The sequence below is a fragment of the Exiguobacterium sp. s168 genome (assembly GCF_018619035.1).
GTDB lineage: Bacteria > Bacillota > Bacilli > Exiguobacteriales > Exiguobacteriaceae > Exiguobacterium_A > Exiguobacterium_A acetylicum.
Genome location: NZ_JACSNE010000014.1, coordinates 32,619 through 56,829, shown reverse-complemented (window position 1 = coordinate 56,829; position 24,211 = coordinate 32,619). Strand labels below are relative to the sequence as shown.

Here is a 24,211-nt window from a genome sequence, read left to right as displayed (position 1 = left end):
AAAAATTGCGCTTTTTTGTTCATCTCGCATCGTTTTCCTGGGACAAGCATCGGGCTGCTTCACTTCGTTGCAGGGTCGCTCTTGCTTGTGTCTCGCCTGAGGAAAGGGCGTGAAAGGACGCGTCATTTTTTAAGTCAGCCCTTTTTGTGTGTGCTCAAGAGAGCGTTGATTTTTTACGAAGCACAAGCGTCAGGAAAAGTAACAAATCCTTGAGTTTTTCGAATCCACGAGGATGCGTCGAGATACGATAGAGCCACTCTAGCTTGAAGCGACGGAATAATTTAGGCGCGCGCTTACTGTGTCCGGACCAGACGTCGAACGCACCACCGACACCGATAAAGATGCCGTGATCGACTTGATCATAGATGGAAGCGATCCATTCTTCCTGTTTTGGCGCACCGAGTGCGACGAGAACAAGATCAGCGTCTGCTTCTGTAATGGCTTGCGTTGCTTCTTCTGTCTTTCCAAAACCATGAAACGTTCCAACGAAGTGGATGTTCGGAAAACGAATCGATAACTGACGGATCAACGATTTCATGACTTCCGGACGTCCACCGAGTAAAAAGACACGCTTCTCGAGTGCGTCTGCCGTCCGCAATAGTTCACGTGCCGTCTCGATTCCCGGCAATGTCGCAGTGAGCGGTGCTCCCATCCGTTTACTGGCAGCCGTCACACCGATTCCGTCTGGTGTGATGAACGTCGCCCGTCGTAAGATGGCATCGTAAGAAGGTTCGCGTAATGCACGCAACACGAGCTCGGGATTCGCTGTGACAAGAAAGGCTTTTCCGCGGTCGTGTAAGATTGTTTTAATATGGGTATACCATTGCGAAGGTGTCGCATCGACGAATGGTAGTCCGAATAATTGTTTTGTCTGAATCATAGTTTTCCACCTCATCATCCATCATAGCAGAATCAAGACGGACGAACAGCGACTTGAGACTGAAAAAGGAGCGGATTCACGTGCATCCATCTTGGCAAACCGTGTTAAAAGAAGAAAAGGAAAAACCCTATTTTCAAGAACTGTGGGCTTTTTTGAAGGAAGCCTATCAAACGACGACCGTCTACCCTCCGAAAGAGCGGATTTTTCATGCGTTCGATGCAGTCGCGCCAGAAGATGTCCGGTGCGTCATCTTAGGGCAAGATCCCTACCATGGTCCACGTCAGGCGAATGGACTCAGCTTTTCCGTGCATGACGGAGTACCGATTCCTCCGTCCCTTCGAAACATGTATAAGGAACTCGTCACAGATATCGGTTGCCCGGCTCCGACCTCCGGAAATCTCGAAGCATGGTCACGACAAGGAGTATTCTTACTCAATACGTCGCTTACGGTTGAGGAAGGGAAAGCGGGATCCCATGCTAAAAAAGGCTGGGCGCCGTTTACGGATCGGGTCATCGAAGTATTAGGAACACAGACACAACCGATCGTATTCATCCTCTGGGGAAATCATGCGAAGAGTAAAAAAGCGCTGATCGATACGGATCGTCATCTTGTTCTTGAAGCCGTCCATCCGAGTCCTTTATCCGCAAGTCGTGGATTTTTCGGTAGTAAGCCGTATTCGCAAACGAATGCTTGGCTGAAAGAGCAGGGAAGAGAGCCGATCGACTGGTGTTTGTCGTAAATCAAAAAAGGCTGACTAAAAAGTCAGCCTGAGACTGAAGACAAAGCGCAGTTTTTCTCTTAACGAGAAGGATTGCGCCTTTTTGTTCGTCTCGAATCGTTTTCCAGAGACAAGCATCGCGCCGCTTCGCTTCGCTGCAGGGTAGCTCTTGCTTGTTTTTCCCTAGGAAGCGATGTCGAGTGAACGAAATGCTTCTCTGATCCTTCTTCCAGGTATAAAAAAAGACGCGTCACACGCAACTCCTACAGGAAAAAGCGCAATTTTGCGCTGTCAGAGACTAACAAGACCCGTTTTCCTGCTTGAATGAAGCAGGAAAATTGGCTTGTGTCTCGCCTGAGAAAAGGGCGTGAAAAGACGCGTCATTCTTTTTTTGAGTTACTTAGCGGCTTGAGATAGCCGGCTCCTCATCCATCATGAACTTTTCGACGACGAGAGCAACACCATCTTCATCGTTCGAAGCGGTCATATACTGTGCTTTTTCTTTGACGGTATCGGCTGCATTCGCCATCGCGACACCAAGACCTGCCCATTCGATCATCGATAGATCGTTGTTGCCGTCTCCACAAGCAATGACTTCTTCTTGAGCGATTCCCAGTTTTTCAGACAGTAAGGCAAGGCTTGTGCCTTTTGTGACACCATCTTCTGTGAATTCAAGGAAAAATGGCTTCGAGCGAGCCACCGCGAGTTCACCCGCAAGTTCCTGTTGAAGCGTCTGTTCGACGCGCGCGAGGTGCGTCTCTTCTGCCATCATTAAACACTTGACGACAGGTGTTTGAATCGCAGCTTTAAAATCAGCGACAGGAATGACCTCCATGCCTGTCAGTTGTCCTTCGAGCGTCGTATATTCATTCGGTTCCTCTGTCAGGATCTCATGGCCGACATACGTGTGGATGTAGACACCCTCCCGTTTACTTACATCATAAAGACGATGGACCGTCTCCGGGGAAAGCGTGCTGAGGAAGAGCGATTCGTTCGTTTTACAATCAATGATTGAAGCGCCATTGAAGCTTAGGATGTAACTGCCGTAGCGGGCGAGTTCCAGTTCTTTTGCGAGGTCGAGCATGGCAAATGTCGGACGACCGCTAGCGAGCACGACTTTCTTCCCGCGACGCTGCGCAGCGAGTAAAGCTTCTTTCGTACGTGGTGAAATCGTATGGTCACTTGTCAACAAGGTATCATCTAAATCGAGAACAATCATTTTATACGTCATACATTCAAACCCCTTTCAATTATCTGTATATCGTAACAACTTGTCCCCCGTTCGACAATATACTCTCCTCGAAGAGAGTATGATAAAGTGGAAACAGAGCCCGTACGGAAAGGATTCCAACTTTATGAAATATCTCTTCATGATCATATCAAGTCTATTATTAGCAGGATGCAGTACGATGTTTCCGCATCCCGCCTCTTTACTCGAACATCCGTCCCTTCCGGCATGGGAGCAGTCGTTGAAAGAACGGATTGACCGCGATTTGCCGAAACAGGCAGAGATCGTGGCGCCACGAAATCAAGCGGTATCCCGCCTATACGAACTCGTCGACTTAGATCGAAATGGTAAAGATGAAGCGATCACCTTCTATCGTAGCGAGCAGGACGGGCGCTTCACGATTCATCTTCTCGTCCATGAACGACAAGGCGAAAAATGGCGACTCGTGGCGCGACAGACGGTAGCTGACGGTCGAGCCATCGATCGACTCGAAGTCATAACTGACGCACGACATAAACAAAACCATCTGGTCATCGGTATTACCAGTTATGGTGAAAATACGTTATACATCATTGAACAGTTACTATCGAAGCAACGAGACGTCACGAAAGTCGATCGATACGATCGTCTGTCGGTAGCTGATTTGAATCAAGATCGAGAGCGGGATATGGTGCTTCTGCAAAAGGGCAGTCCGTCTCGTTTGATCTATTATAAAGACATCCTGTCGAAAGAGCACCAAGAGACGACGCTTTCGACGCAGGATGGCGATTTATTCGCAGAACATGATTTATTTGAAGTCGATACGATCAATGCCGCTCGGAATAAAGGCTTGATCGTCTCGTATACACGAGATGCAAAAATGCACATTGCATTATTCCGCTTAGCGAACGATACGTTGGAACAGGTCCGTTTCGGTCAGGTCGATGAGATCGTCGAGCCGATGTATACCTTCCCGAAAGATGTCGATCAAGACGGAATCGTCGAGTTTGGTCATCAATACACGCCAGAAGGCAGTAAAGGGCGTGAAGGTGAACCAAAACCACGCATCACGGCATACTACACATGGAATGGATCAGATAATCCACCATTTCTCGAGAGTGGGTTCGAACTGCGAGAAGAGCAGTACATCGATCAAGAATACAATTTCGTCATGCGGTTCCCTGCCAACTGGGCGACGCGTGAAACGATCGAGAAACGCGAAAATCGTGTTCGGTTCATCAATCGAGAAACGAAGCAGATTGATTTCGAATTAGAGGTCATTCCGAAGAATCAATACATTGCGAGTGATCAAAAGCGAAAAATCAAAGAAGGTATCGATTATGTCTATGTGATTGGTGCGACGAAGGATTATGAAGTGTTCGTCAATCGTGTCACACTCGTGGAATAAAGAATCAGGGGGAGAAAAGAATGACCAAAATACTAGTAGCTGAAGATGAACATGCGATTCGCAGTTTCATCGTCATTAATTTGAAACGGGCAGGCTATGATGTCATCGAGGCGGAAAATGGGAAAGAAGCGCTTGCGCAGTTTGATCAACAAACCTTCGATATTCTGTTACTCGATATCATGATGCCGGAAGTCGACGGTTTTGCCGTCTGTGAACAGGCGCGGACAAAGGATGAAGTCGTCGGGATCATCATGCTGACGGCACGGACACGAGAAGAGGATAAAGTCATGGGACTGAGCGTAGGAGCGGACGATTACATCGCGAAGCCATTCAGTCCAGCAGAGCTACTCGCGCGCATCCAGTCGCTCCTGCGACGGGTAGAGACATTACGCCGCAGAAAACAGCCACGTGAACTCATCTCTGGACCGTTTCGGATTGATTTAGGGGCGAAGCGCGTCCAAAAAGAAGGTGTCGATGTCGAAGTGACACCAACTGAATACGATTTACTTTGCCACTTCATCAAAAACGAAGATCAAGTCATGTCGCGAGATGAATTACTCGATGCGGTATGGGGTGAGAATTACTTTGGTGATCGGAAGACGGTCGATGTCAACATTCGCCGTCTTCGTCAAAAAATCGAAGAGAATCCAGCGGAACCGAAGTTCATTGAGACATTGTGGGGACATGGATACAAGTGGCGTAACGAAGAATGAAGCGCCAGATATTGATGCGGTTCATGACGATTATCACGGTGACAGTCTTACTCGTCATCGGGATCCTCTCGTTCGTGACCTATAACTATTACTACGTGACGGCGACGGATGTCTTGAAACGCCATGCGAATGCGAGTGCTGTCTTATTTGCGAATAGTGGCCTTGCTTATGATTACGCTGATTCAGAAGCGACAATCCATGATGTACTTGATTCTTATGCTTATCCAGACGCTGAGATCGAAGTGTTGGATGCGACAGGGATTCCACGTTACTCTTCGACCGGATTCATCTCGGAACGTAAGTTGACGCGAGAGGCGATCAATCAAGTAAGAGCGGGACAGACCGTCACGAAACGATATGACGATGAGGCGACGGGAGAACATTTACTGGAAGTAACAGAACCTGTCGTGTCGTTTGGTCAGACGACGGGAGCGCTTCGTTATACGACGTCGCTTGAGCGAATCGATCGACGTGTGATCGAAATTTGTTTAGCGATCGTCCTCCTGGGTACAGTAATTTGGGGACTTGCCTTCATCTATTCCTCACGTCTCGTCTCGTCGATCGTCCGACCGATTCAAGAAGTCATCGGAGCATCGGATCAAATCGCGAAACAGCATTACGACGTCAAGGTGAACGAGGAATACTCGTTCGAGCTTGGAGAACTAGCCCGGACGATCAATTATATGGGACAACAGATCAAACAGCAGGAAACATTAAAAGATGAATTCATTTCTGGTATTTCCCATGAATTACGGACACCGCTGACATCGATCAAAGGCTGGAGTGAAACGTTACTCGTCGAACAGGATCAGTTGCCGGAAGAGGCGTCGCTTGGGATGGGCATCATTCATTCGGAGACGGAGCGTTTGATTTCGCTCGTTGAGCAGTTACTCGATTTCTCGAAACTCGAGACGAGTCGGCTCGTCTTATACCGTCAGGAAGTCAACTTGACGGAAATCATCGAGACCGTAACAGCGCAACTTCGTCAAAAGCTGGAAGAAAAAAATGTCCAGATCGTACAGAAGTTACCGGCGCAAGTCGTCGGTCTATACGACGAAAACCGATTGAAACAAGTCTTCTTGAACCTGCTTGATAATGCGATCCGCTTTTCTCCAGTCGGTGGCACGATCACGATTCGACTCGTTCGTTCAGAGCGTGTGTTGTTCCTCTCCTTCAGTGATGAAGGACCTGGCATTCCGAAAGAGCACTTACGTCACGTCACAGAAAAGTTCTATCAAGTGCAAAAAGGAAAGGGCGGAACAGGGCTCGGACTATCGATTTGCCGAGAACTCGTCGAAGCACATGAAGGCAAGCTGTTTATTGATAATCAGCCGGAAGGCGGCGTCATCGCAACGATTCTGCTACCTGTCACGAAAGCGTAAACACTGAGACGGGCAGAGTGAAACAGAAACTGGTAAAGTTAAGTGGATTATAGTACGAAATGGATCAGATGATAGGAAACGGAGGAATCAGTCATGGCACTTGGTGTTTCAAATGGTACGCTTCAACCGCTCTCCGGAAAACCGAACGCGGTATCTACTCAAACCGATCTACAGGATATGAAAATGCGTCCTCTCCAGTTCAAAGGAACGCTTGCAGATTCAAAGTTTCAATTACTACGTATCCTACAAAGCCTCGACCGCGTCAAAGTCGTCAAGGAGGAAGGGACATACATCCACGCCATCTTCACGAGTAAAGTCTTTCGCTTCAAGGATGACGTCGAATTTTACTTCGATGAAGCTGCACAGGTGATTCATTTCCGTTCGGCATCACGTGTCGGGTACTCCGACTGGGGCGTCAACCGTAAACGAATGGAAGATATCACACGTCGCTACGAGGAGGGATCACGATGAAGAACTATCAATTAGTCGTCATCGGTGGTGGTGCAGCCGGAATGACGATTGCTGCCGGTGCAGCAAGTCTCGGCGCGCACGTCGCCCTGATCGAACGCCATACGCATCTAGGTGGAGATTGTCTTCACTACGGTTGCGTTCCTTCAAAGGCTTTGATCGAAGCGGCGCACGATGTTCATGTCATGAAGCGGACGGCTGAAAAGTACAATGTGACGCTGAACGGAGACGCGGTCTATTCGAAAACGAAAGCAAGCGTCGATCGGGCACGTAACATCATTCAATCACACGATGGAACGAAACGGTTCGAAGACCTTGGTGTCGATGTCTATATCGGAGAAGCGACATTCCTCAGTGCTCATGAAGTGGAAGTGGCGGGACAGCTTGTCGTAGGTGAGAAGTTTGCGATCTCGACGGGATCTCAACCAATCATTCCACCGATTGACGGACTCGATACGATTGATTATTTAACGAACGAAACGATTTTCGAATTGACGGAGCGTCCGGAGCGACTGCTCGTCATCGGTGGTGGTGCGATTGGTCTTGAGTTATCGCAAGCGTATGCGCATCTTGGAACAGAAGTCACGGTCATCGAGGGTATGAAGACGTTACTCGGAAAAGAAGATCGCGACATGGTCGAAGTCATTCAACGTCAGCTCGAACAAGAATTGACATTACATCTCGATACGAAGGTCACGCACGTCCGCAAGTCGGCGGGGGGCATCGAAGTGACGGTCGAAGCGAATGGCGAATCACGTGTCATCGAAACGGATGCCGTGCTTGTCGCGGTCGGTCGTAAGCCACGCATCGAAGCACTACGTCTCGATCGAGCCGGTGTACACGTCGAAAAAGGATTCGTCCAGGTCGATGGTTCACTTCGCACAAGTCAACGACACATCTTTGCGGTCGGAGATACGATCAACTCGCTCCCATTTACGCATGTCGCAGGGCTTGAAGGAAAAACGGTCGTCACGAATGCTTTATTCGGTCTACGGACGAAGCCGGATTATCGGGCGGTTCCATGGGTCACATTCACGACGCCTGAATTATTCCATCTCGGATTGACGGAAGACGAGGCACGCAAGAAACATGGGGAGATCAAGGTCTATCAGACCGGTCTCGATGAAGTCGATCGTTTCGTCATCAATGGTCAGACAGAAGGGCGCGTCAAGCTCATCGCCGATAAGCGTGGAAAACTGATTGGAGCACATGCAATCGGAGAACAAGCGGGTGAGTGGATGCAAGAAGTCGTCTATGCGATGGCACGTAAAGATAAGGTCGGTCAATTGTCGCGTGTCGTCCACCCATATCCGATCCGTGGTGCTGCTGTTCAGCGTGCTGCTGATATCTACTGGCGTGAGCGTTTATTCGCTGGTCCGATCCCAAAATGGTTGAAACGTTATTTCGACTGGAAACAAGGAGAATGATTCATGCAACAACCTGCTACTAAACGGAATTTCGTTCCGCTCGTCATCCTGTTAACACTTGTCATCAACTTGCTCGTAGCGCTTTTATTCTTTGCGCCACCTGTACAAGTTGATTCAGGATTCGACTGGACATTGCTTCCTTTTTTGAATGCCATCTTTAATAGTTTTACCTTCATGCTGTTGCTCGGCGCTTGGATTTCCATTCGTCGGGGCAATCGGGTGAATCATCGTCGCTTCATTGGTGGTGCGATGACGACGACGACTTTATTCTTAATTTCGTACGTCACGTATCATGCTGTCAGTGAATCGACGAAATTCGGGGGCGAAGGTTTTGTTCGTCCAGTCTATTTCTTCATCTTGATTTCGCATATCATCCTAGCTGCAGTCATCGTTCCACTCGTCTTGATGTCACTCGCGCACGCCGTGAATCAAAATTTCGAGAAGCATAAAAAATGGACACGCTTTACGATGCCACTTTGGTTATACGTCAGTTTGACTGGTGTCATCGTCTACATCATGATTCGTCCGTATTATTAAAAAAAGCTCCTTCGTGTCAACCACGAAGGAGTTTTTTTACGTTCAGGATTCGACTTTTGTTTGGTCGAGTACATTCGCTTTTAAGTCGATCAATGGTCGAATCAACACTTCGACGCGTCGATTCTGACTGCGACCTGCTTCCGTTTGATTGGACGCGATTGGTTGGAATTCACCGTAACCGCTGACGGTGAAGCGTTTTGGTTCAAGCTTTGGATTCCGTTGTAAGGCACGCATGAAACTGATCGCCCGGTCCGCACTCAGTTCCCAGTTCGAGGGATACTGTGCTGTGTTGATTGGAATATTATCTGTATGTCCAGACACTTGAATCTGACGTTGTCCTGCCTTGACGAGCAGTGCGCTCATCCCTTCGGCAATTTGAAGCGAGCGTCCCCTTACTTCTGCCTGGGCTGGCGAGAACAGTGCTCGGTCACGAATCGTAAAGACGAGTCCTTCATTCGTGATTTCGACCTTGATGTCTTTTTCAAGTTTCTCATTCTTAATGTATTGATTGGCTTCTTCTTTGATTTTTTCGAGTTCTGCGATTTCATAGCTTTGTGCCTTCGTCCGGGCATCGAGTTTTTTTGAATCCTCTTCTTCTTGAGTGGAGAGCGAGCTGTTCGTGATCATCCCTGAGCCACCGTTGAAGACGGAGCTAAACGACTGGGACATTGCTTTTAGTTTCACAGCATCGACATTACTCGAAGCAAACAGAACGATGAAGAGCGCGAGAAGCAAGGTCAATAAGTCGGCGTACGGAATTAACCAGCCTTCGGAGATATGTTCGTCATGCGGCTTCTTTTTCCGCTTCATAGTTCGCACGCTCCTTCGGTGTCAGGTACACGAGTAGCTTATCTTCTAAGTTCTTCGGGGATTCACCGTTTTGAATCGAGAGAATCCCTTCAATCATCATTTCATATAACTGAATCTCGCTTGCTGATTTTTGCTTCAGCTTTGTTGCGAACGGGAACCACAGGACATATCCGGTGAAAATCCCGAATAGTGTTGCGATGAAGGCACCTGAAATCGCGTGACCTAATTTTTCGATATCCGATAAATCGGATAGGGCGGCAACGAGACCGACAACGGCACCGAGAACCCCAAGCGTTGGTGCGTAGGTACCGGCTTGCGTGAAAATGTTCGCATTCGCATGATGGCGTTCTGTCATATTTTCGAGGTCACGTGTCATGACGTCCTCGACATATTCGGATGGTTGTCCATCGATGACCATCATGACGCCACGCTTCATGAAGGCGTTATCGACTTCTTCAAGTGCTGATTCGAGAGATAACAGACCTTCTTTACGTGCTTGCGTCGAGAGTGTCAAAAATTGTCCGAGCAACACTTGTTTTGTCATCAGCTTTTGTTCGAATAAGATGACTTTAAACAAGGCAGGTAAGACTTTCAATCGTTCCTTCGGGAAGGAAATCATGATGGCAGCTGCCGTTCCGACAAAGATGATGACAAGGGCTGCAGGGTTGAGTAGAGCGACTGGAGGCGCACCTTTTAAGATCATACCTCCGACTAGTGTGATGAGACCAAGGATGATCCCGATGATCGACACGATATCCATGATTGATGTGTGCCACCTTTCTGTATGTAATCCGTATAGGAACGAAAAATAAAAGAGCAGAAGACACTTCTTCTGCTCGGAAATCCAAAAACCGAGAATCAAGCGCCGTTTTCGTCGATTAGCATTTGAATGCTTTCGTTTCGTTCGTCACGCTCTATATCGGTCAGTACGTCGTATTTTTTTAACACTTGATACAATTCATTTAGAATCGGTTGCTCCAAATGTAATGATAAGAGTTCCTCGAATTGATAATACAATTGCGCAGGCATCCATTGTGATTGTCGTTCCAGCCTTCGCCAGACATCCTCAATCGAATGATCAGCCGTCTTAGGGTCCACTGTTTCCCTCAACCTCCTTTAATGATTACACGTCCACTTTTATCTAGTTTACCAAAAAAATTCGAAAACGTTTAGTCGATTGCATATTTCGATAGAACTTCTTAATTCGAGGGAGTATGATAAAGACAATTCTGTCTGAAAACAATCTAGGGGGAGTAAGATGTTCTCGCATAAAAGACGTTCACGACTCGCACGCTTCGGGCGTTTAGGTGAATTGATGTACCATCAGCTATTCGATAAACCGGCACGCTTCATCGCGACTGGCTTTACATTGACGATTTTACTAGGTGGTTTTTTATTGTGGCTTCCGATTTCACAACAAGAGGGGCAAGATGTATCTTTCATCGATTGCCTATTCATCGCGACATCGGCAGGAACCGTCACAGGACTGTCACCGATCAATATTGCCGAATCCTATAATTTACTTGGTCAAATCATCATGATGCTTTTAATCCAAGTCGGTGGGCTTGGGTTCATGACGATTGCGCTCGTCTTGCTCAGCGTCACGGGACGAAAAATCGGGATTCGTCAGCGGATCATTATCCAAGAGATGTTTAATCTCGATAGTCCGGGCGGAACGATTCGTCTCGTTCGTAATATCATCGTCACGACGGTCCTCGTTGAGATCGTCGGTATGTTTTTGATTGCGCTTGATTTGTTCATTCAATACAAATACAGCTTCGGAAAAGCACTCTATTACGGTTTGTTCCACGCCGTATCTGCCTTCAACAATGCAGGATTCGCACTATGGGGTGATAATCTAATCGGTTTCCAACAAGATACGACATTCATTCTGACGATTGCAGCGCTCTTGATGATTGGTGGTCTTGGTTTTACGGTCATCGCGGATATCGCTGGTAAACGAAACTTCAAGAAAATTTCGCTCCATTCTAAATTGATGGTGCTATCACTACTCGTCATCAATGGACTAGGTGTTTTAGCAATGATGCTCTACGAGTGGGTTTCGAACTTGGGTTCATTAAAAGATGAATCGTTCTTCAGTGCGCTCCATATCGTGTTCTTTCAAGTCGTCACGACACGAACGGCTGGTTTCCAGACGATCGATTTAACGACGATGGTGCCGCTCTCGATCGGTTTGATGATGGTTTTGATGTACATCGGGGCAGGTTCCGCATCAACAGGTTCCGGAATCAAGGTCACGACGGCAGCGGTCATCTTGAAGAATGTCTGGACGTATATACGCGGACAGCGTGAAACGGTTCTGGTGCGACGGACTGTTCAGACGCAAGCGATTCAAAAGGCATATGCGATTGCTGTCTTTAGTTTATTGTTCATCGCTTTGATCACGACGTTCCTGGCATTGACCCAGCCGAATATTTCCTTTATTGGTCTATTCTTTGAGACCGTTTCGGCATTTGGAACAGTTGGTCTTTCTTTGAACGTAACAGCTGAACTCAATAGCTTTGGTAAGTTTTTGATCATGTTCATGATGCTACTCGGACGTGTCGGCTCCTTGACGATTCTGTTCACGTTCGCGACGCAACGAGACCGCACGATTCGTTATCCAAAAGAAAATATGTTGATCGGGTAACCGATAAAAAAAGTCCAATCGACTTCCCTTGTGGAAGAACGATTGGACTTTTTTAGTGTGTTGCGTGTGTTTGGTAATACTGGACGAGTCGAGGCATCGTTTCTGCAAGGTCTGGACAAATAATACCAGTGTCCCGTAAATCACGTAAGGCATGTGTTGTATCGTATTGAACGGGATGGATGAAATAATCGAGTGTCTGCCGTTGCATCTGAAGTCGTTTCGCGACAGCTGGAGTCAATGCCGTGCTAACGAGTCGAAACGGAACGATTCCGCGCGGATAACGCCCATAATAGGCGACGTGTAACATCTCAAAAATCGCGCGTGCGCCATGTGGGAATGGATCCGTCAGATGATAGGTCTTATTTCTTCCGACCGGTGCATGACTGAGATAAGCGGTCGCTTCAATGACGTAATCATAGGGCACGAGATTGACGAGTGCGTTTGCTCGACCTGGGTACGGAAGAGGGGCGAAGGATTGCAGGAGACGCATCGCGTTCAGAACGAAATACACCCCATCCCACTTCGGTGTTTCGCCCGTTTCGGAATGACCGACGACGATCCCAGGACGGATGATTGTATAGGGAATCGTTCGGATTTCTTTACGGAAACGTACCTCTGCTAAATATTTCGTTTCTTCATAAGCATTTTTAAAGGCACTTGCTTGTAACTCATCTTCTAGAACCATTCCGGAACGAAGACCCGAGACATACGCTGTACTGAAGTAAATGTAGCGCTCTAAGGTCCGACACGTATGAGCAAACTGTGTCACGTTCGCGGTACCGATTACATTGATTCGAAAGGCGGGTTCATATGCTGTTGCTAAATCATATAGCGCCGCGAGATGAAAGATGTGTGTGACGTCTTGTTGCAACATCATCCGCGCCTCTAATGATAAAGCAAGCTGTTCGACCGTGATATCGCCTTCGTGCAATACAAGTTGCTCCGATCGTAAGGATGTACGTTCTAGAAGATCCTGGCGTCGCTTAACAGCTGCGTTTCGTTCTGACGATAAATGAAGCAAATGAAAACAAGCGATTTGGTCCGGAACACGTGCCAGTTGTTCGATCAGTTTGGTCGCTAAAAAACCGGGGAAACCCGTCATGAAGTAGGTCCGCATCAATTCCATTCCTTTCTTGGATCACGTTCGAGTACAACGGTGAAAGTCGAACCATCATTGATTTCTGATTCAACGGAAATCGCACCTCCGTGCGATTCGATGATTTCCTTACAGATGGCAAGTCCGAGACCGGTTCCGCCGATTTTCCGGATGTCTGAGTTATCGACCCGGTAAAATTTCGTAAAGAGCTTTTCAAAAGCATTTTGTGGAATACCGAGCCCGTGATCCGTCACAGAGAACGTTGCTTGTTCCGGATTGGCTGAAAGAATGACTCGAATATGATCCGCCTGTGGAGAATACTTAATGGCGTTCGAAAGCAAGTTCAAGATCACCTGCTTGATTTTGTGCTCGTCCGCAAAAATCAGAACAGGATCCTCTGGTAGTTCTAGATCAATCCGATGCGTCTCGACGGTTTCGCCATAGGCATCGACGGTTGATGCAAGAAGCTCGCGTAACGAGAACGACGTGAAGGTATACTCCTGTTTTCCACCTTCTAGACGCTGAATGTCTAAAAACTCATTTAATAGCGTCGTCAATCGTTTTGTCTCTTCGTGGACGATCTCAACATACCGTTCGATTCGATCAGCCGATTGTTTTTTATATCGTAGTAATTCCATATAGCCAAGAATGGAGGACAGCGGCGTACGCAACTCATGCGATACTGTACTGACGAGTTCGTCCTTTACTTGATCCATCTTTGCTTCCTCTGTCCGGTCACGGAAAACAAATAGGAAGCCATGACGAGAAATGCGGCTCTTCTCCTTTTTGATCGCAGTCGCATAAAATTCGAAATAAAGTGGACTGGACTCATTTGGTCGCTGTAACGTGAAACGAAACGATAGTTCAGAATGTTTTCCGGCGAGTAATTCTTCTACTTGTCGGAGCATCTCGAATCGAGTGTTCAAATCGAGATTCGGAATCAGACTGATTCGTTCTTGAATCTTACTTGGTGCAATGCCTGGGACATCGAGTAATTTGCGTGCTTTGACGTTCATGAAGATGAAACTCCCATCCTCTTCTGTCAGTAGGAACCCTTCATTGGATGCCTGAAGAATCGATTGTGTGATATCACGCTGACGCATGATGGCATTTTTTTCGCGTTCAAGCATTTTCTCAATCTTTTTTCGTTCTGTAATATCACGAACGACGGCGACACGCATCCGGATGTTGTTGTAGATGATTTCACGCGGAAACACTTCGATTTCGACAGAAGTTCCGTCGGCACGTTGACCGAGGACTTCGTACGGTTCTTCTCGATGCTCCTCGATGCGTTGCAAGACACGCGCGTGATGATCCGGATGAATCAATTCAAGCGTCGTCTTGCCTTTCATTTTCTCGAGTTTCGTCCGGAAAATGACTTCTGCTGCGCGATTGGCATCGATGATGATTCCGTGGTCATGAAAGATAACGGCTTCAACGACGGATTCCGAGAAGAGTCGGAAGCGGCGTTCGCTTTTTGTCAGATGCCATTCGATTTGTTTTTGCGGTGTGATGTCCTGAATGAGCAGGAAGTACGTATCGTTTGGCAACCGTGTCATATAAAGGCGTCCATGGAACGTTGAGCCATCCAAGCGATGATAGGTCCATTCATTTTCGGCTTCCCGTCCATGCAGTAAAAACAGTTGCGCGTCCGATAAGTCTTTTAAGTTCAATTGTTCGAGATGTTGACGGCGGGTAGCGATTTCCTTCGCATCATGTAGAACCGTCGCTTGGAGACCAATGATGTCTTCGGCATGCTCGAAACGGAATAAGGTGCTTGCCACTTCGTTACAAGTTTGAATCCGAAACTCCGAGTCGGTGATGAATAGAGCGGTATCTAGTGTTGAATTGAATAAGTCCTCGATTTTCAGGGGAGCGACATGGACAAGAAAATAGTCCGTTGCTTCAATCGCTGTGACTGTTAATTGATGTGTCGTTGAAATGACGGCTTCCTTCTGTAATGGAAAGAAATCATCCGTGATGGGAAACAGCTCCTGAACGGTTTCGATATTCGGAGTGTTCATGAACTGGTGTTGAAACGCGTCATTATGAAATTGAATCCTTCCATTTGCATCGATAAGAAGAACGGGGTCTTTCATAGCACGTAACGTCGCGTGAATGATTCGTAGCGATGAAGGAGATGAATGTTCTGCCATGAGCTACCTCCTGACTGGTCTTCGACCATGGATTTTAAGACAGTCTTTCCTCGTTAGTTTACTTCTGCAAGACGAGTCGTGTTTCCTGTTGAAGGAAGCAACCGACGAAGAATTTTAGTATAGTGAAAAAAAGGTCACGACGAAGTAGAGGGGAAAAGCACGATGAAACGATTAAAACGAAAACGATTGTTACTAGCAGCTTTGTTTGCAATGATAGGAATTTTCGGAACTTATTTTTTTTCGAGTTCTTGGGAACCTTTAATCTTAATCATCAGTATATTAGGGTGTATCCTTTTTCTTCTTTTGTCCATTTTAACGCCGTCGCTTGAAAAACGACTCGATCGAATGGAAGGACGAGAATTTGAAGAATGGCTTGCCGATTTATTTGAAACAGCAGGATATCGGGTCGAGTTGACACCTGCTTCACGCGACTTCGGAGCAGATTTGTTGATAGAGGATGAACGAGGGTATAAGATTGCCATCCAGGCAAAGCGATATAGTGCGGCTGTAGGGCTCGAAGCGGTTCAACAGGTCGCTGCCTCGGTTCCATTCTACGGGATGGACGAGGGGTGGGTCGTTACGAATTCGACCTTTACGGAAGCTGCGTATCAGCTAGCGGAACCAAATCAGGTTCGCCTCATTGATCGGGAAGAATTGCTCGCATTTGCAAAGGAGATGAACCTGCATTGAACATGTCGAATGATTGTCGACAAAAGGGGGTTGTCAATTTGGAGAAACGGTGCAATAATCATTTTCGTTAACGAAATATCATACAGATAAAGAAAGTTAAACTATACAGGATGTCTAAATAAACTGGGGACGAAAAACCAGCACGTTTTAGCAGTGAGAGGAGAATTTCTGTTGCGCAAAGTTGTCTATGTGCAGGGTTGCGTTTTTTCGCAAGGTCATGCCGCGATTTATGATGAAGCGCACCAAATGATCGGTGCGGTTCAACACGACGAGAATGGTCGTGTTCAAGTAATGAATGGTGAAGGTAGAGGGGTAGCGTTTGGTAAGTTCATTCCGACGTGTAAGAAGTGGGTCGTGATGAACCATGATGGACAAGAGGTAGGTCAAATGCGTGAGAAGTTTTCGCTCTTCTCGAAGAAATGTGAGTACAACGTGTATGAGCGTGGTACATTCACGATTTCCTTCGACCTGACAAAAGGAAAATTCTCCGTACGGAGTGCAGCTGGAGAAGTCGTTGCGGAATTGTTGCAAGACGGTGATGAGTACCGTCTCGTCAAGGATGCGGACAAACTCTCGATGTACGAACTACTCTCTGTCTTGAAAAGTCTGACGAACAACGTCCACTATAAATCACTGACAGCCGTCTAAATAAAAAAAGATGCCTTCCATGACATGGATGGCATCTTTTTTTCATCATGTCGTTTGCAGAACATGATGGAGACGTTGTTTCGCTTCGTGCGTCAAATGCGATACACGACGGGCATAGAGACACAGTTGGAGAACGTGGACAGTTTCAGGGCGGTAAGCGTTAATACGCTCGAGCGAGCGTCTGAGACGCTTCTCCGTTAATTCGATCGGACCACTTGTTTCTGCGTGTTGCGTATAGACGAGATAAAAATTAAGCGGACTGATTAAATCATCCTCATCAATATTCGGATTCTTGAAGACGATCGTCAGCAGTTCTCGTGTTTCTTCTAACGAGAAGAGGTGTTTTAAATCATCCAGTAGATAGATGATCGAAGCCTGATTGATCGAGTACTTCTTTCCGCGATGCGGTACGCCGATGATGTCCCGGACTTCACGTTTCGTCCAGTTCTGGATCGTCGTCGCTGACATATGTTCGCCGATCAGGGCATTTGCCAAATGAACGATTTCATTGATGGATAGACCATTTTTTAAGGGATCGAATTGTTTCAAGCGATTGATGACCTTCGGCAATTCTATGCCTTCCGTTGCGACGAGGGGTTCGATTCCTTTTCCTTCGTTCAAGCGTTGCAGACAACTTGATAATGTTTGGACTGCTTGAGCATCATACATTTCCAAAACTTCCTCTCTAGGACGTCATTTGACCTTATGTTATCAAATGAAGGTTCAATAGGGCAAATGGCAACTGAAACAACGTACAATAATAGGAAAGAAAGGGGGAATGACGATGGAATGGATAGCTGCTCTTGGCACGATTGGAATCGTCGGGCTAGTTCTCGTCATCCTGGAAGTCATTGGACGCCGTTTCGGCTTTTCTCCCGAGACGGTTCGGAAATGGATTCATATTGCTGTCGGTCACTGGGTATTTCTTGCGCTGCTCTGGCTGGATCACTGGTACGTTGCGATCGTACCGTTGTTATTCTTTGCTGTCGTGAATCTAGTGACACTACGAAAAGGAATCGGTCAGATGCACGACGTCGATCGTCCTTCTTACGGAACGGTCTATTATCCACTCGCTCTAGCGGGACTCGCCCTATTCTTCTTCGAACGACAACCGATGGCACTCGTTGCGGGGAGCATGGTGCTTGCCTGGGGCGACGGTCTCGCGGCTCTCGTCGGAAAACGCTACGGAAAGACGTTTTACGTCCGTGGTGAGACGAAACGATCCTTTGAAGGAAGTATCGCCCTATTTTTGGCGTCATTCCTCGTGTTGACCGTGACGTTCTTATTTTATGGACAACCGGTTTGGCTCGCTGTCAGTTATGGCTTCTTGCTTGCGAACATCGCAGCCTTGATCGAAGCCATCTCATATCGCGATCTCGACAATTTGATCTTGCCTTGGACGATCGCGGCACTCGTTGCGTTTGCTTTTTAACGTTCAGTCGCGTAGCAACAATTGTTTGAAATAGAGAAAACGTAGTCGAATATAGTCTGGGTACGCGCGCCAACCTGCATGACGAATGGTCATATCCCGACACATGTCCCGAAAAACATGGCGATAGATCTTTTCTTCGGAATCGTCGTAAACAGCTGCGTACAAGCCGTGCTCGAGCATGTTAGAAAGGCATTCGTCGAGCTTGGCGTAGAGGGTCTCGTCGCTGTCTTCGCGCAATGTAGCATGCAGCATCTCATATTGAATGCTTTGATTGACAGAAGCTGTCGCATGAAAGACGGCGGTTTTGTCGAGATGAGGTACGCCGATGATTAACGCATAGAGTGCTTCCAACATGTCGATCGAATGACCGTCTAATTGTTGGATGGAATCAATGGCCATCAGTGTATCGATTCCAGATGCGCCAACCTTCTTTAAATATGTAAACGCATGAACGGCTGATTCCCCATAAAATTGACGATGATTGTAATGGACGGCAAGGAAACGATGTCCTGCCGGCTCTTCAGGGAACCGTGCGATGGCCGAAAGGAAAAACTGTTCTGCTTCGTGCATATACCCTTCCTCTTCACTGATGATACCGAGGAGTATATATCCTTGCACATGTTCGCCGAGTTGCTGATGTGTCTCTTCGATCAGCCGGCGCGCTTGAGTGTGTTCGTTCTTGAAATAAAGGGAATGGGCTGTAGCAATGTTGAGCAATGGGTGAGATGGGACAAGAACACGTAAGCGCTCGGTTGCGGCAATACGTACGCTCTCTTCTGTATCGGATGATAGTGCTTCGAGTAACGCTACTTCAGCGACGTGGCTCTGGAGTTCATGAGAATGGGCGGTTATGGTTTGTGTCATATAATGAGATCCCCTCTACTAGTTCAAAATCATAAGTCTTCGTTTCTCATCATATGACAAGCCGAGTGGTGCCTCAAGAAGTAATAAAAAATAGTCGATGGTTCCTCGAAAAGGAATCATCGACTATTTGTACTTTCAAGATCATGCGTGTAGGTGAAGCACATCTTCAACGGATTTGTACGTGTATCCGAGATCGCGTGCGACCGCTTCGTACGTGACGAATCCTTGTGCGACATTCAATCCTTTTTCAAGAGCATCGTTTTCAGCAAGCGCACGGTGTGTGCCTTTGTTCGCGAGTTCAAGGACATACGGGAGCGTTGCGTTCGTCAATGCAAGTGTAGACGTACGTGGAACGGCACCCGGCATATTCGCGACTGCGTAATGAACGACACCGAATTTTTCATATGTTGGGTCATCATGCGTCGAGATACGGTCGACCGTCTCGAAGATACCACCTTGGTCGATGGCAACGTCAACGATGACAGCGCCCGGCTTCATGCGTTTGACCATATCGGCAGTGACGAGTTTCGGTGCTTTTGCACCTGGAATCAAGACAGCACCGATGACGAGATCACTCTCAGCGACCGCTTCAGCAATCGTGTACGGGTTGGAGATCAATGTGTTGATCGAGTTACCGAAGATGTCATCGAGCTGACGAAGGCGTTCTGGGCTGACATCGATGATCGTGACATCCGCACCGAGACCAACCGCGAGTTTCGCAGCATTCGTTCCGACGACACCGCCGCCGATGACTGTGACTTTTCCACGACGAACCCCAGGAACACCTGCAAGCAGGATGCCCATACCACCGTGTGGTTTTTCCAAGAACTGTGCACCGATTTGGGATGCCATACGTCCTGCGACTTCACTCATTGGTGTTAACAATGGAAGTGTGCGGTTCTTTTCAACCGTTTCATAAGCGATTGCTGTGATGTTCGAATCCACAAGTGCACGTGTCAATTCTGGCTCAGCCGCTAAGTGAAGATACGTGAACAATGTCAGATCCGGACGGAAGTATTGGTACTCTGAAGCGATCGGCTCTTTAACTTTTAAAGCGAGTTCGGCTGTTGCCCAGACTTCAGCAGCAGTCGCGATGATTTCAGCACCGGCTTTGACGTACTCTTCGTTCGTGAAGCCACTCCCCATACCTGCCATCGATTCGATGATGACACGATGTCCTTGTGCATGTAACGCTGCTACCCCGGCAGGTGTTAATGCAACACGGTTTTCGTTGTTTTTGATTTCCTTTAATACTCCAATGATCATGTGAACGCGATCCCCTTTCGCAAATAAACAAATCAATTTCTCTTCATCTTCAGTATACGAGAAATGAAAGCGTTCTACTTTATCGGTGTTTTCAAAAACAACCGATATCCTTTGTGGAAAATCACAAAGGATATCGGTCTGCTTTTAGATACAAATAAAGTAAGGAGCGTTCAGGTAAAGATTCCATTCGAATGCCCGCTTCCTCCTCGATCCGTCGCATCCGATAGAGGATCGTATTCGGATGGACATGGAGATGGGAAGCGACTTGTTTGACGTTTCCATCATAATGAAGGAACCATTCTAGCGTCTCACATAAGGAGGAGGCATGTTTCACATCGTAAGCACGCAGCCGTTCGATTTCTTCCAAGCGAACCGTCCGCCGTCGCAGACGCTCCGAGAAAATCGGTAAGAGCTGGAATAAGCCGAGGCGTTCGTAACGGGTCACGTTCTTCAGCTCAAATGGGAAGGCGTCTTTTAGACGCAAGACAATGCCCGCTTCTTCATAGCGCTCGGGAATCGCTTGGACGCCGGTGAAGACTTCACTACTTGCTGCGACGAAGTCCGTATAATCGAACCGCTCCGCGAGCAATTGTCGAAACGACTGGATGAAGGCGTCGAACTGCAGACGCTCTTGTTCTGCGTCGCGGTCGTTTGTGCTGATCCACAAGATGAAATCTGTTTCATCATACGCGTAAAGTAACGGACGAACTGTCTGCTGAATCGTCAATAAATAGCGCAGGCGATCCGCAAGTCGTGGTGTGATCGCTTCCGAAAAACGAATGACCGTCAAACGACTGATGCCGGGTGGTGCGACATGGAGCTTAGAAAACATCTTCAGAATCTCTGACTCGGATAATTCTTCATGTAATAACTCGAAGAAAAATTGTTCCGTCTGCTCTTCCTTCCGTTTTTTCTGCATGTCGATCGCCAGTAACTGACGTTGGGCAAGCAACGCTCCTTTCTTTAAATCCGCTAGTTCCGATGGAGTAAAAGGAGTGCTTCGAGCAATCGACCAAATATAGCCGAGAATTTCTGAATCTTGCTTGATCGCAATGGCGACACGGTCATTCAGTCCGACATCCGTGCGTGCCGAAATAATGAGTGGATCATCTTGTGTAGCAAGGCTCTGGATGACTTCATCTTTCCAGAGTTGGTCGATGACCGATTCCGGTACCCGGCGACCAATGATCGTTGCGACACGGGCAGGGTCTGTATCAGCCGTATGCGTACTATACGCAAGAAGGCGGTGATTGCGATCTTCAATCGTAATCGGGGCATTCAAGGCAATACCGATCGCTTCCGCTAAGTCGTCTAAGGAATGATATGAAGCTTCTAACATGAGGTTTCCCTTCTTTCTCTTTCACTCGATAGTTTTAGTATATCTTCTATTGTGTAAAATCACAAAAAGTATTCTTTTATATTGTAAGAAAACACAACTACATGCTACGGTAAGCCTCGGAAAAGAGAGAGAGGATGAAATGGCATGGAAGTGTTACGTCTGATATCGGCTTGGGTCTGGGGGATTCCGAGTATGATGTTGTTGGTAGGAACAGGAGTGTACTTTACGATCCGCTTACGTGGTCTTCAGTTTCGGCGTTTAAAACAAGCGTTTCAATTATCTGTTCAAAAATCAGGGCAAGGTGAAGGTGAAATCAGTAGCTTTCAGATGTTGATGACGTCCCTCGCGGCGACGATCGGAAACGGAAACATCGCAGGGATCGCAGTCGCCTTGACGATGGGCGGACCGGGCGCAGTCTTTTGGATGTGGGTCATCGGTTTAATTGGAATGGCGACGAAATATGCAGAAAGCCTCCTTGCCATTCTCTTTAGAAGTCGAAACGAACGCGGCGAAGCCGTCAGTGGACCGATGTATTATATCGAGAAGGGACTAGGACCTAAATTTAAACTACTCGCCATCCTGTTTGCGGTATTTGGTTTGATCGCATCGTTTGGTGTTGGGAATACGGTGCAAGCGAATGCGATGGCAACGGTGCTTGAGCAATCGTTCCGTGTGCCGCTGCTAGTGTTCGGCATTCTGCTCGCAATTGCGGTCTACGTATCGATTCGTGGTGGGCTCGAACGCGTCAGTGCGATCTCGACGATCTTCGTTCCGATCATGAGCTTACTCTATATCGGTGCCGCTTGTGTCCTTTTAGTATTGAAGGCAGATCAGATTCTACCAGCCTTTGGTTTAATCTTTGAGTACGCCTTCCAGCCGCTTGCGCCAGCGGGAGCCTTCACCGGTGTATCAATCATGATGGCGATGCAAGTCGGTGTAGCACGGGGGATTTTCACGAACGAAGCAGGACTTGGGACGGCAGCCTTGATTGCTGGATCTGCAAAAAGTGAGCGTCCAGTCGAACAAGGGTTGATTTCGATGACGAGTACCTTCATCGTGACCTTGATCGTTTGTACGATGACGGCACTCGTCCTTCTGACGACAGGTTTTTGGGATCCGTCAGGTGGGCTACATTCAGGTATGATGCATGATGCGAATCTTTCCGGGGCAGCACTGACAGCAACCGCCTTTGCGAGTGTTCTAGGATCATTTGGAGAATGGACGGTCGCTTTCTCCGTCTTCTTCTTCGGTTATTCAACGATCATTGGTTGGTATGTCTATGGAGAGAAGTGCTTGGAGTACTTGAGCGGTACGACACGCTTCAACGAAGGATACCGCGTGTTCTTTGCGCTCGCAGCCTGTTATGGTGCGGTCGCGCAATTAGAACCGTTGTGGCTGGTCGCAGATATTGCAAATGGATTAATGATGATTCCGAACTTGATTGGAATGTTGTTCTTGTCGCACTTAGTCATTGAACAAACGAGAGACTATGAACGAGCCGGTCACAAACGAGTGGCTTAACGGAAAAAAGCGGTGATGCCTGATAGGGGCATCACCGCTTTTCTGATGAGACGATTCATCCATTCGTTCGACGACGGCTGTAGACGAGGAGTGTCAGTAAGAAAATCAAACTAAGCGCAACGAGAACGGAAAGTGAAGCGACGTTCCAGCCGATGACTTCGAGTAGGACACTGACCGCAACTGTCAAATAGAAGATACCAAGGTACTTTTTGACGAACGGACTTTCGAAATGCGTCAACTGTTTCGCGCCAATCGGTGCTCCGAGCAAGGCGCCGACAATCAGCATGATCCCGACGAGGATATCGATATTCGTGCTCGCGACCGTATAGTTGACGAGTCCCGATAGGACGATCAGTAACGCGGAAGCAATACTCGTTCCGACTGCACGTTTCAACTCATAGCCAACGATCCCGACGAGTAACGGTGTGATGATGAATCCACCGCTGACACCGAGAAGCGAAGAGATGAATCCAGCGAACAGACCAGTGAAGGCAAGAGCGAGATATCGATTTTTCCAACCCGTCTGTTCACCGGTCGTTGTTTTCGGACGTAAGAACTTATTCGCGAAATAGAGTAAGAGTCCGATATAAACGATCGAGATGACGAGATGAGCACCGTTGACCTCCTCTAAACGAAGGACAAGTGGTGTCGCGATCGTCGAACCGATGATTCCAACGCCCCCGACGACAAGACTATCGCGCCAGACGACATTTTTAAGACGTAAGTGAGAGATCGTACCTGAAACCGTTGATCCGAGAGTCAACATGAGACTGGTCGCGATCGCAACACTTGGAGCATATCCTAAAATGAGTAGTAGGGGCGTCAAGACGATACCGCCACCGATTCCGAAAAAGCCGGAGATGATTCCAATGAAAAATCCGAGGATTAAGAAATAATAAAAAGCGAGATCCATGTTCAGTCTTCCTTTCCTTTTCTTCTCTATTATCCACTTAGTATGGCAATGAATGAGAAGAATGTAAAAGGGGACGGCTCCTTCA

At 47.5% G+C, this 24,211-nt stretch carries 24 protein-coding genes; 12 read left to right on the top strand and 12 right to left on the bottom strand.

Going from position 1 to position 24,211, the window contains the following annotated elements; genetic code table 11:
* Positions 1–154: 154 nt before the first annotated feature.
* The gene (locus tag KNQ15_RS09745; RefSeq protein ID WP_149428012.1) at positions 155–880 is read right to left on the bottom strand and encodes a WecB/TagA/CpsF family glycosyltransferase; all 726 of its coding nucleotides are present in this window, start codon (positions 878–880) and stop codon (positions 155–157) included.
* An 80-nt stretch (positions 881–960) separates the two neighbouring features.
* On the opposite strand from KNQ15_RS09745, the gene ung reads away from it, so the two are divergent.
* Complete coding sequence (gene ung, locus KNQ15_RS09740) at positions 961–1,620, top strand: uracil-DNA glycosylase (protein ID WP_214729098.1); 660 nt, start codon at positions 961–963, stop codon at positions 1,618–1,620.
* A gap of 379 nt (positions 1,621–1,999) precedes the next feature.
* On the opposite strand, the gene KNQ15_RS09735 is transcribed toward ung, so the two are convergent.
* Positions 2,000–2,830, bottom strand: a complete 831-nt coding sequence (locus KNQ15_RS09735) for a Cof-type HAD-IIB family hydrolase (RefSeq protein WP_214729096.1) — start codon at positions 2,828–2,830, stop codon at positions 2,000–2,002.
* A gap of 178 nt (positions 2,831–3,008) precedes the next feature.
* On the opposite strand from KNQ15_RS09735, the gene KNQ15_RS09730 reads away from it, so the two are divergent.
* The 6 genes from KNQ15_RS09730 (at position 3,009) to KNQ15_RS09705 (ending at position 8,741) form a co-directional block, all read left to right on the top strand.
* A complete protein-coding gene (locus KNQ15_RS09730) occupies positions 3,009–4,214 on the top strand; it encodes a hypothetical protein (RefSeq protein WP_251137657.1) in 1,206 nt (401 codons plus the stop codon).
* A 20-nt stretch (positions 4,215–4,234) separates the two neighbouring features.
* A complete protein-coding gene (locus tag KNQ15_RS09725) occupies positions 4,235–4,927 on the top strand; it encodes a response regulator transcription factor (protein ID WP_214729092.1) in 693 nt (230 codons plus the stop codon).
* A complete protein-coding gene (locus KNQ15_RS09720) occupies positions 4,924–6,309 on the top strand; it encodes a sensor histidine kinase (RefSeq protein WP_214729090.1) in 1,386 nt (461 codons plus the stop codon). The genes KNQ15_RS09725 and KNQ15_RS09720 overlap by 4 nt, the downstream gene beginning before the upstream one ends.
* A 93-nt stretch (positions 6,310–6,402) precedes the next feature.
* The gene (locus KNQ15_RS09715; protein ID WP_214729088.1) at positions 6,403–6,780 is read left to right on the top strand and encodes a DUF1499 domain-containing protein; all 378 of its coding nucleotides are present in this window, start codon (positions 6,403–6,405) and stop codon (positions 6,778–6,780) included.
* Positions 6,777–8,204 carry a dihydrolipoyl dehydrogenase family protein gene (locus tag KNQ15_RS09710; RefSeq protein WP_050678429.1) on the top strand — a complete coding sequence of 476 codons (1,428 nt, stop codon included), beginning with the start codon at positions 6,777–6,779 and terminating at the stop codon, positions 8,202–8,204. Before KNQ15_RS09715 ends, KNQ15_RS09710 begins: the two co-directional genes overlap by 4 nt.
* A 3-nt stretch (positions 8,205–8,207) precedes the next feature.
* Positions 8,208–8,741: a DUF420 domain-containing protein gene (locus KNQ15_RS09705; protein WP_133208412.1), complete on the top strand. Its 534-nt coding sequence runs from the start codon at positions 8,208–8,210 to the stop codon at positions 8,739–8,741.
* A 42-nt stretch (positions 8,742–8,783) separates the two neighbouring features.
* On the opposite strand, the gene motB is transcribed toward KNQ15_RS09705, so the two are convergent.
* The 3 genes from motB to KNQ15_RS09690 all read right to left on the bottom strand — a co-directional run bounded on the left by motB (position 8,784) and on the right by KNQ15_RS09690 (position 10,649).
* Positions 8,784–9,551 (bottom strand): flagellar motor protein MotB, encoded by a 768-nt coding sequence (gene motB / locus KNQ15_RS09700; protein WP_214729086.1) that lies wholly within the window; start codon positions 9,549–9,551, stop codon positions 8,784–8,786.
* Positions 9,526–10,311, bottom strand: a complete 786-nt coding sequence (gene motA, locus KNQ15_RS09695; RefSeq protein ID WP_023469698.1) for a flagellar motor stator protein MotA — start codon at positions 10,309–10,311, stop codon at positions 9,526–9,528. The genes motB and motA overlap by 26 nt, the downstream gene beginning before the upstream one ends.
* Positions 10,312–10,409: 98 nt before the next feature.
* Complete coding sequence (locus KNQ15_RS09690; protein WP_023469697.1) at positions 10,410–10,649, bottom strand: hypothetical protein; 240 nt, start codon at positions 10,647–10,649, stop codon at positions 10,410–10,412.
* Positions 10,650–10,809: 160 nt separating this feature from the next.
* On the opposite strand from KNQ15_RS09690, the gene KNQ15_RS09685 reads away from it, so the two are divergent.
* The gene (locus KNQ15_RS09685; protein WP_214729084.1) at positions 10,810–12,201 is read left to right on the top strand and encodes a TrkH family potassium uptake protein; all 1,392 of its coding nucleotides are present in this window, start codon (positions 10,810–10,812) and stop codon (positions 12,199–12,201) included.
* 52 nt (positions 12,202–12,253) lie between these two features.
* Here the strand turns inward: KNQ15_RS09685 and KNQ15_RS09680 are convergent, their stop codons facing one another.
* Together KNQ15_RS09680 and KNQ15_RS09675 are read right to left on the bottom strand one after the other, a co-directional pair.
* Positions 12,254–13,318 (bottom strand): SDR family oxidoreductase, encoded by a 1,065-nt coding sequence (locus KNQ15_RS09680; RefSeq protein WP_251137656.1) that lies wholly within the window; start codon positions 13,316–13,318, stop codon positions 12,254–12,256.
* The gene (locus KNQ15_RS09675; protein ID WP_214729080.1) at positions 13,318–15,453 is read right to left on the bottom strand and encodes an ATP-binding protein; all 2,136 of its coding nucleotides are present in this window, start codon (positions 15,451–15,453) and stop codon (positions 13,318–13,320) included. The genes KNQ15_RS09680 and KNQ15_RS09675 overlap by 1 nt, the downstream gene beginning before the upstream one ends.
* Positions 15,454–15,615: 162 nt before the next feature.
* Here KNQ15_RS09675 and KNQ15_RS09670 point away from each other — a divergent pair, with 162 nt between their 5' ends.
* Positions 15,616–16,143, top strand: coding sequence for a restriction endonuclease (locus KNQ15_RS09670; RefSeq protein WP_214729078.1), 528 nt, complete (start codon positions 15,616–15,618; stop codon positions 16,141–16,143).
* A gap of 171 nt (positions 16,144–16,314) precedes the next feature.
* Complete coding sequence (locus KNQ15_RS09665; protein WP_023469691.1) at positions 16,315–16,791, top strand: LURP-one-related family protein; 477 nt, start codon at positions 16,315–16,317, stop codon at positions 16,789–16,791.
* Positions 16,792–16,836: 45 nt separating this feature from the next.
* On the opposite strand, the gene KNQ15_RS09660 is transcribed toward KNQ15_RS09665, so the two are convergent.
* Complete coding sequence (locus KNQ15_RS09660) at positions 16,837–17,460, bottom strand: DUF1836 domain-containing protein (protein ID WP_149428005.1); 624 nt, start codon at positions 17,458–17,460, stop codon at positions 16,837–16,839.
* Between the two features lie 115 nt (positions 17,461–17,575).
* Here KNQ15_RS09660 and KNQ15_RS09655 point away from each other — a divergent pair, with 115 nt between their 5' ends.
* Complete coding sequence (locus KNQ15_RS09655; RefSeq protein ID WP_214729076.1) at positions 17,576–18,223, top strand: diacylglycerol/polyprenol kinase family protein; 648 nt, start codon at positions 17,576–17,578, stop codon at positions 18,221–18,223.
* Between the two features lie 3 nt (positions 18,224–18,226).
* Here the strand turns inward: KNQ15_RS09655 and KNQ15_RS09650 are convergent, their stop codons facing one another.
* The 3 genes from KNQ15_RS09650 to KNQ15_RS09640 all read right to left on the bottom strand — a co-directional run bounded on the left by KNQ15_RS09650 (position 18,227) and on the right by KNQ15_RS09640 (position 21,692).
* Complete coding sequence (locus tag KNQ15_RS09650; protein ID WP_047390708.1) at positions 18,227–19,087, bottom strand: tetratricopeptide repeat protein; 861 nt, start codon at positions 19,085–19,087, stop codon at positions 18,227–18,229.
* A gap of 141 nt (positions 19,088–19,228) precedes the next feature.
* Positions 19,229–20,353 carry an alanine dehydrogenase gene (gene ald, locus KNQ15_RS09645; protein WP_029342897.1) on the bottom strand — a complete coding sequence of 375 codons (1,125 nt, stop codon included), beginning with the start codon at positions 20,351–20,353 and terminating at the stop codon, positions 19,229–19,231.
* A 121-nt stretch (positions 20,354–20,474) separates the two neighbouring features.
* Positions 20,475–21,692: a PucR family transcriptional regulator gene (locus KNQ15_RS09640; protein WP_035395605.1), complete on the bottom strand. Its 1,218-nt coding sequence runs from the start codon at positions 21,690–21,692 to the stop codon at positions 20,475–20,477.
* A 144-nt stretch (positions 21,693–21,836) separates the two neighbouring features.
* Here KNQ15_RS09640 and KNQ15_RS09635 point away from each other — a divergent pair, with 144 nt between their 5' ends.
* Entirely contained in the window at positions 21,837–23,213 is a 1,377-nt protein-coding gene (locus KNQ15_RS09635; RefSeq protein ID WP_214729074.1) for an alanine/glycine:cation symporter family protein, read from the top strand.
* 55 nt (positions 23,214–23,268) lie between these two features.
* On the opposite strand, the gene KNQ15_RS09630 is transcribed toward KNQ15_RS09635, so the two are convergent.
* On the bottom strand, positions 23,269–24,126 hold the full coding sequence (locus KNQ15_RS09630; RefSeq protein WP_214729071.1) for a sulfite exporter TauE/SafE family protein: 858 nt from the start codon (positions 24,124–24,126) through the stop codon (positions 23,269–23,271).
* Positions 24,127–24,211 lie beyond the last annotated feature (85 nt).

Bases quoted from the DNA above. Each gene is read 5' to 3' on its own strand.
- KNQ15_RS09745 (WP_149428012.1), bottom strand. From the start codon at position 880: ATGATTCAGACAAAACAATTATTCGGACTACCATTCGTCGATGCGACA.
- KNQ15_RS09735 (WP_214729096.1), bottom strand. From the start codon at position 2,830: ATGACGTATAAAATGATTGTTCTCGATTTAGATGATACCTTGTTGACA.
- KNQ15_RS09730 (WP_251137657.1), top strand. From the start codon at position 3,009: ATGTTTCCGCATCCCGCCTCTTTACTCGAACATCCGTCCCTTCCGGCA.
- KNQ15_RS09725 (WP_214729092.1), top strand. From the start codon at position 4,235: ATGACCAAAATACTAGTAGCTGAAGATGAACATGCGATTCGCAGTTTC.
- KNQ15_RS09720 (WP_214729090.1), top strand. From the start codon at position 4,924: ATGAAGCGCCAGATATTGATGCGGTTCATGACGATTATCACGGTGACA.
- KNQ15_RS09715 (WP_214729088.1), top strand. From the start codon at position 6,403: ATGGCACTTGGTGTTTCAAATGGTACGCTTCAACCGCTCTCCGGAAAA.
- KNQ15_RS09710 (WP_050678429.1), top strand. From the start codon at position 6,777: ATGAAGAACTATCAATTAGTCGTCATCGGTGGTGGTGCAGCCGGAATG.
- KNQ15_RS09705 (WP_133208412.1), top strand. From the start codon at position 8,208: ATGCAACAACCTGCTACTAAACGGAATTTCGTTCCGCTCGTCATCCTG.
- motB (WP_214729086.1), bottom strand. From the start codon at position 9,551: ATGAAGCGGAAAAAGAAGCCGCATGACGAACATATCTCCGAAGGCTGG.
- motA (WP_023469698.1), bottom strand. From the start codon at position 10,311: ATGGATATCGTGTCGATCATCGGGATCATCCTTGGTCTCATCACACTA.
- KNQ15_RS09685 (WP_214729084.1), top strand. From the start codon at position 10,810: ATGTTCTCGCATAAAAGACGTTCACGACTCGCACGCTTCGGGCGTTTA.
- KNQ15_RS09680 (WP_251137656.1), bottom strand. From the start codon at position 13,318: ATGCGGACCTACTTCATGACGGGTTTCCCCGGTTTTTTAGCGACCAAA.
- KNQ15_RS09675 (WP_214729080.1), bottom strand. From the start codon at position 15,453: ATGGCAGAACATTCATCTCCTTCATCGCTACGAATCATTCACGCGACG.
- KNQ15_RS09670 (WP_214729078.1), top strand. From the start codon at position 15,616: ATGAAACGATTAAAACGAAAACGATTGTTACTAGCAGCTTTGTTTGCA.
- KNQ15_RS09660 (WP_149428005.1), bottom strand. From the start codon at position 17,460: ATGTATGATGCTCAAGCAGTCCAAACATTATCAAGTTGTCTGCAACGC.
- KNQ15_RS09655 (WP_214729076.1), top strand. From the start codon at position 17,576: ATGGAATGGATAGCTGCTCTTGGCACGATTGGAATCGTCGGGCTAGTT.
- KNQ15_RS09650 (WP_047390708.1), bottom strand. From the start codon at position 19,087: ATGACACAAACCATAACCGCCCATTCTCATGAACTCCAGAGCCACGTC.
- ald (WP_029342897.1), bottom strand. From the start codon at position 20,353: ATGATCATTGGAGTATTAAAGGAAATCAAAAACAACGAAAACCGTGTT.
- KNQ15_RS09640 (WP_035395605.1), bottom strand. From the start codon at position 21,692: ATGTTAGAAGCTTCATATCATTCCTTAGACGACTTAGCGGAAGCGATC.
- KNQ15_RS09635 (WP_214729074.1), top strand. From the start codon at position 21,837: ATGGAAGTGTTACGTCTGATATCGGCTTGGGTCTGGGGGATTCCGAGT.
- KNQ15_RS09630 (WP_214729071.1), bottom strand. From the start codon at position 24,126: ATGGATCTCGCTTTTTATTATTTCTTAATCCTCGGATTTTTCATTGGA.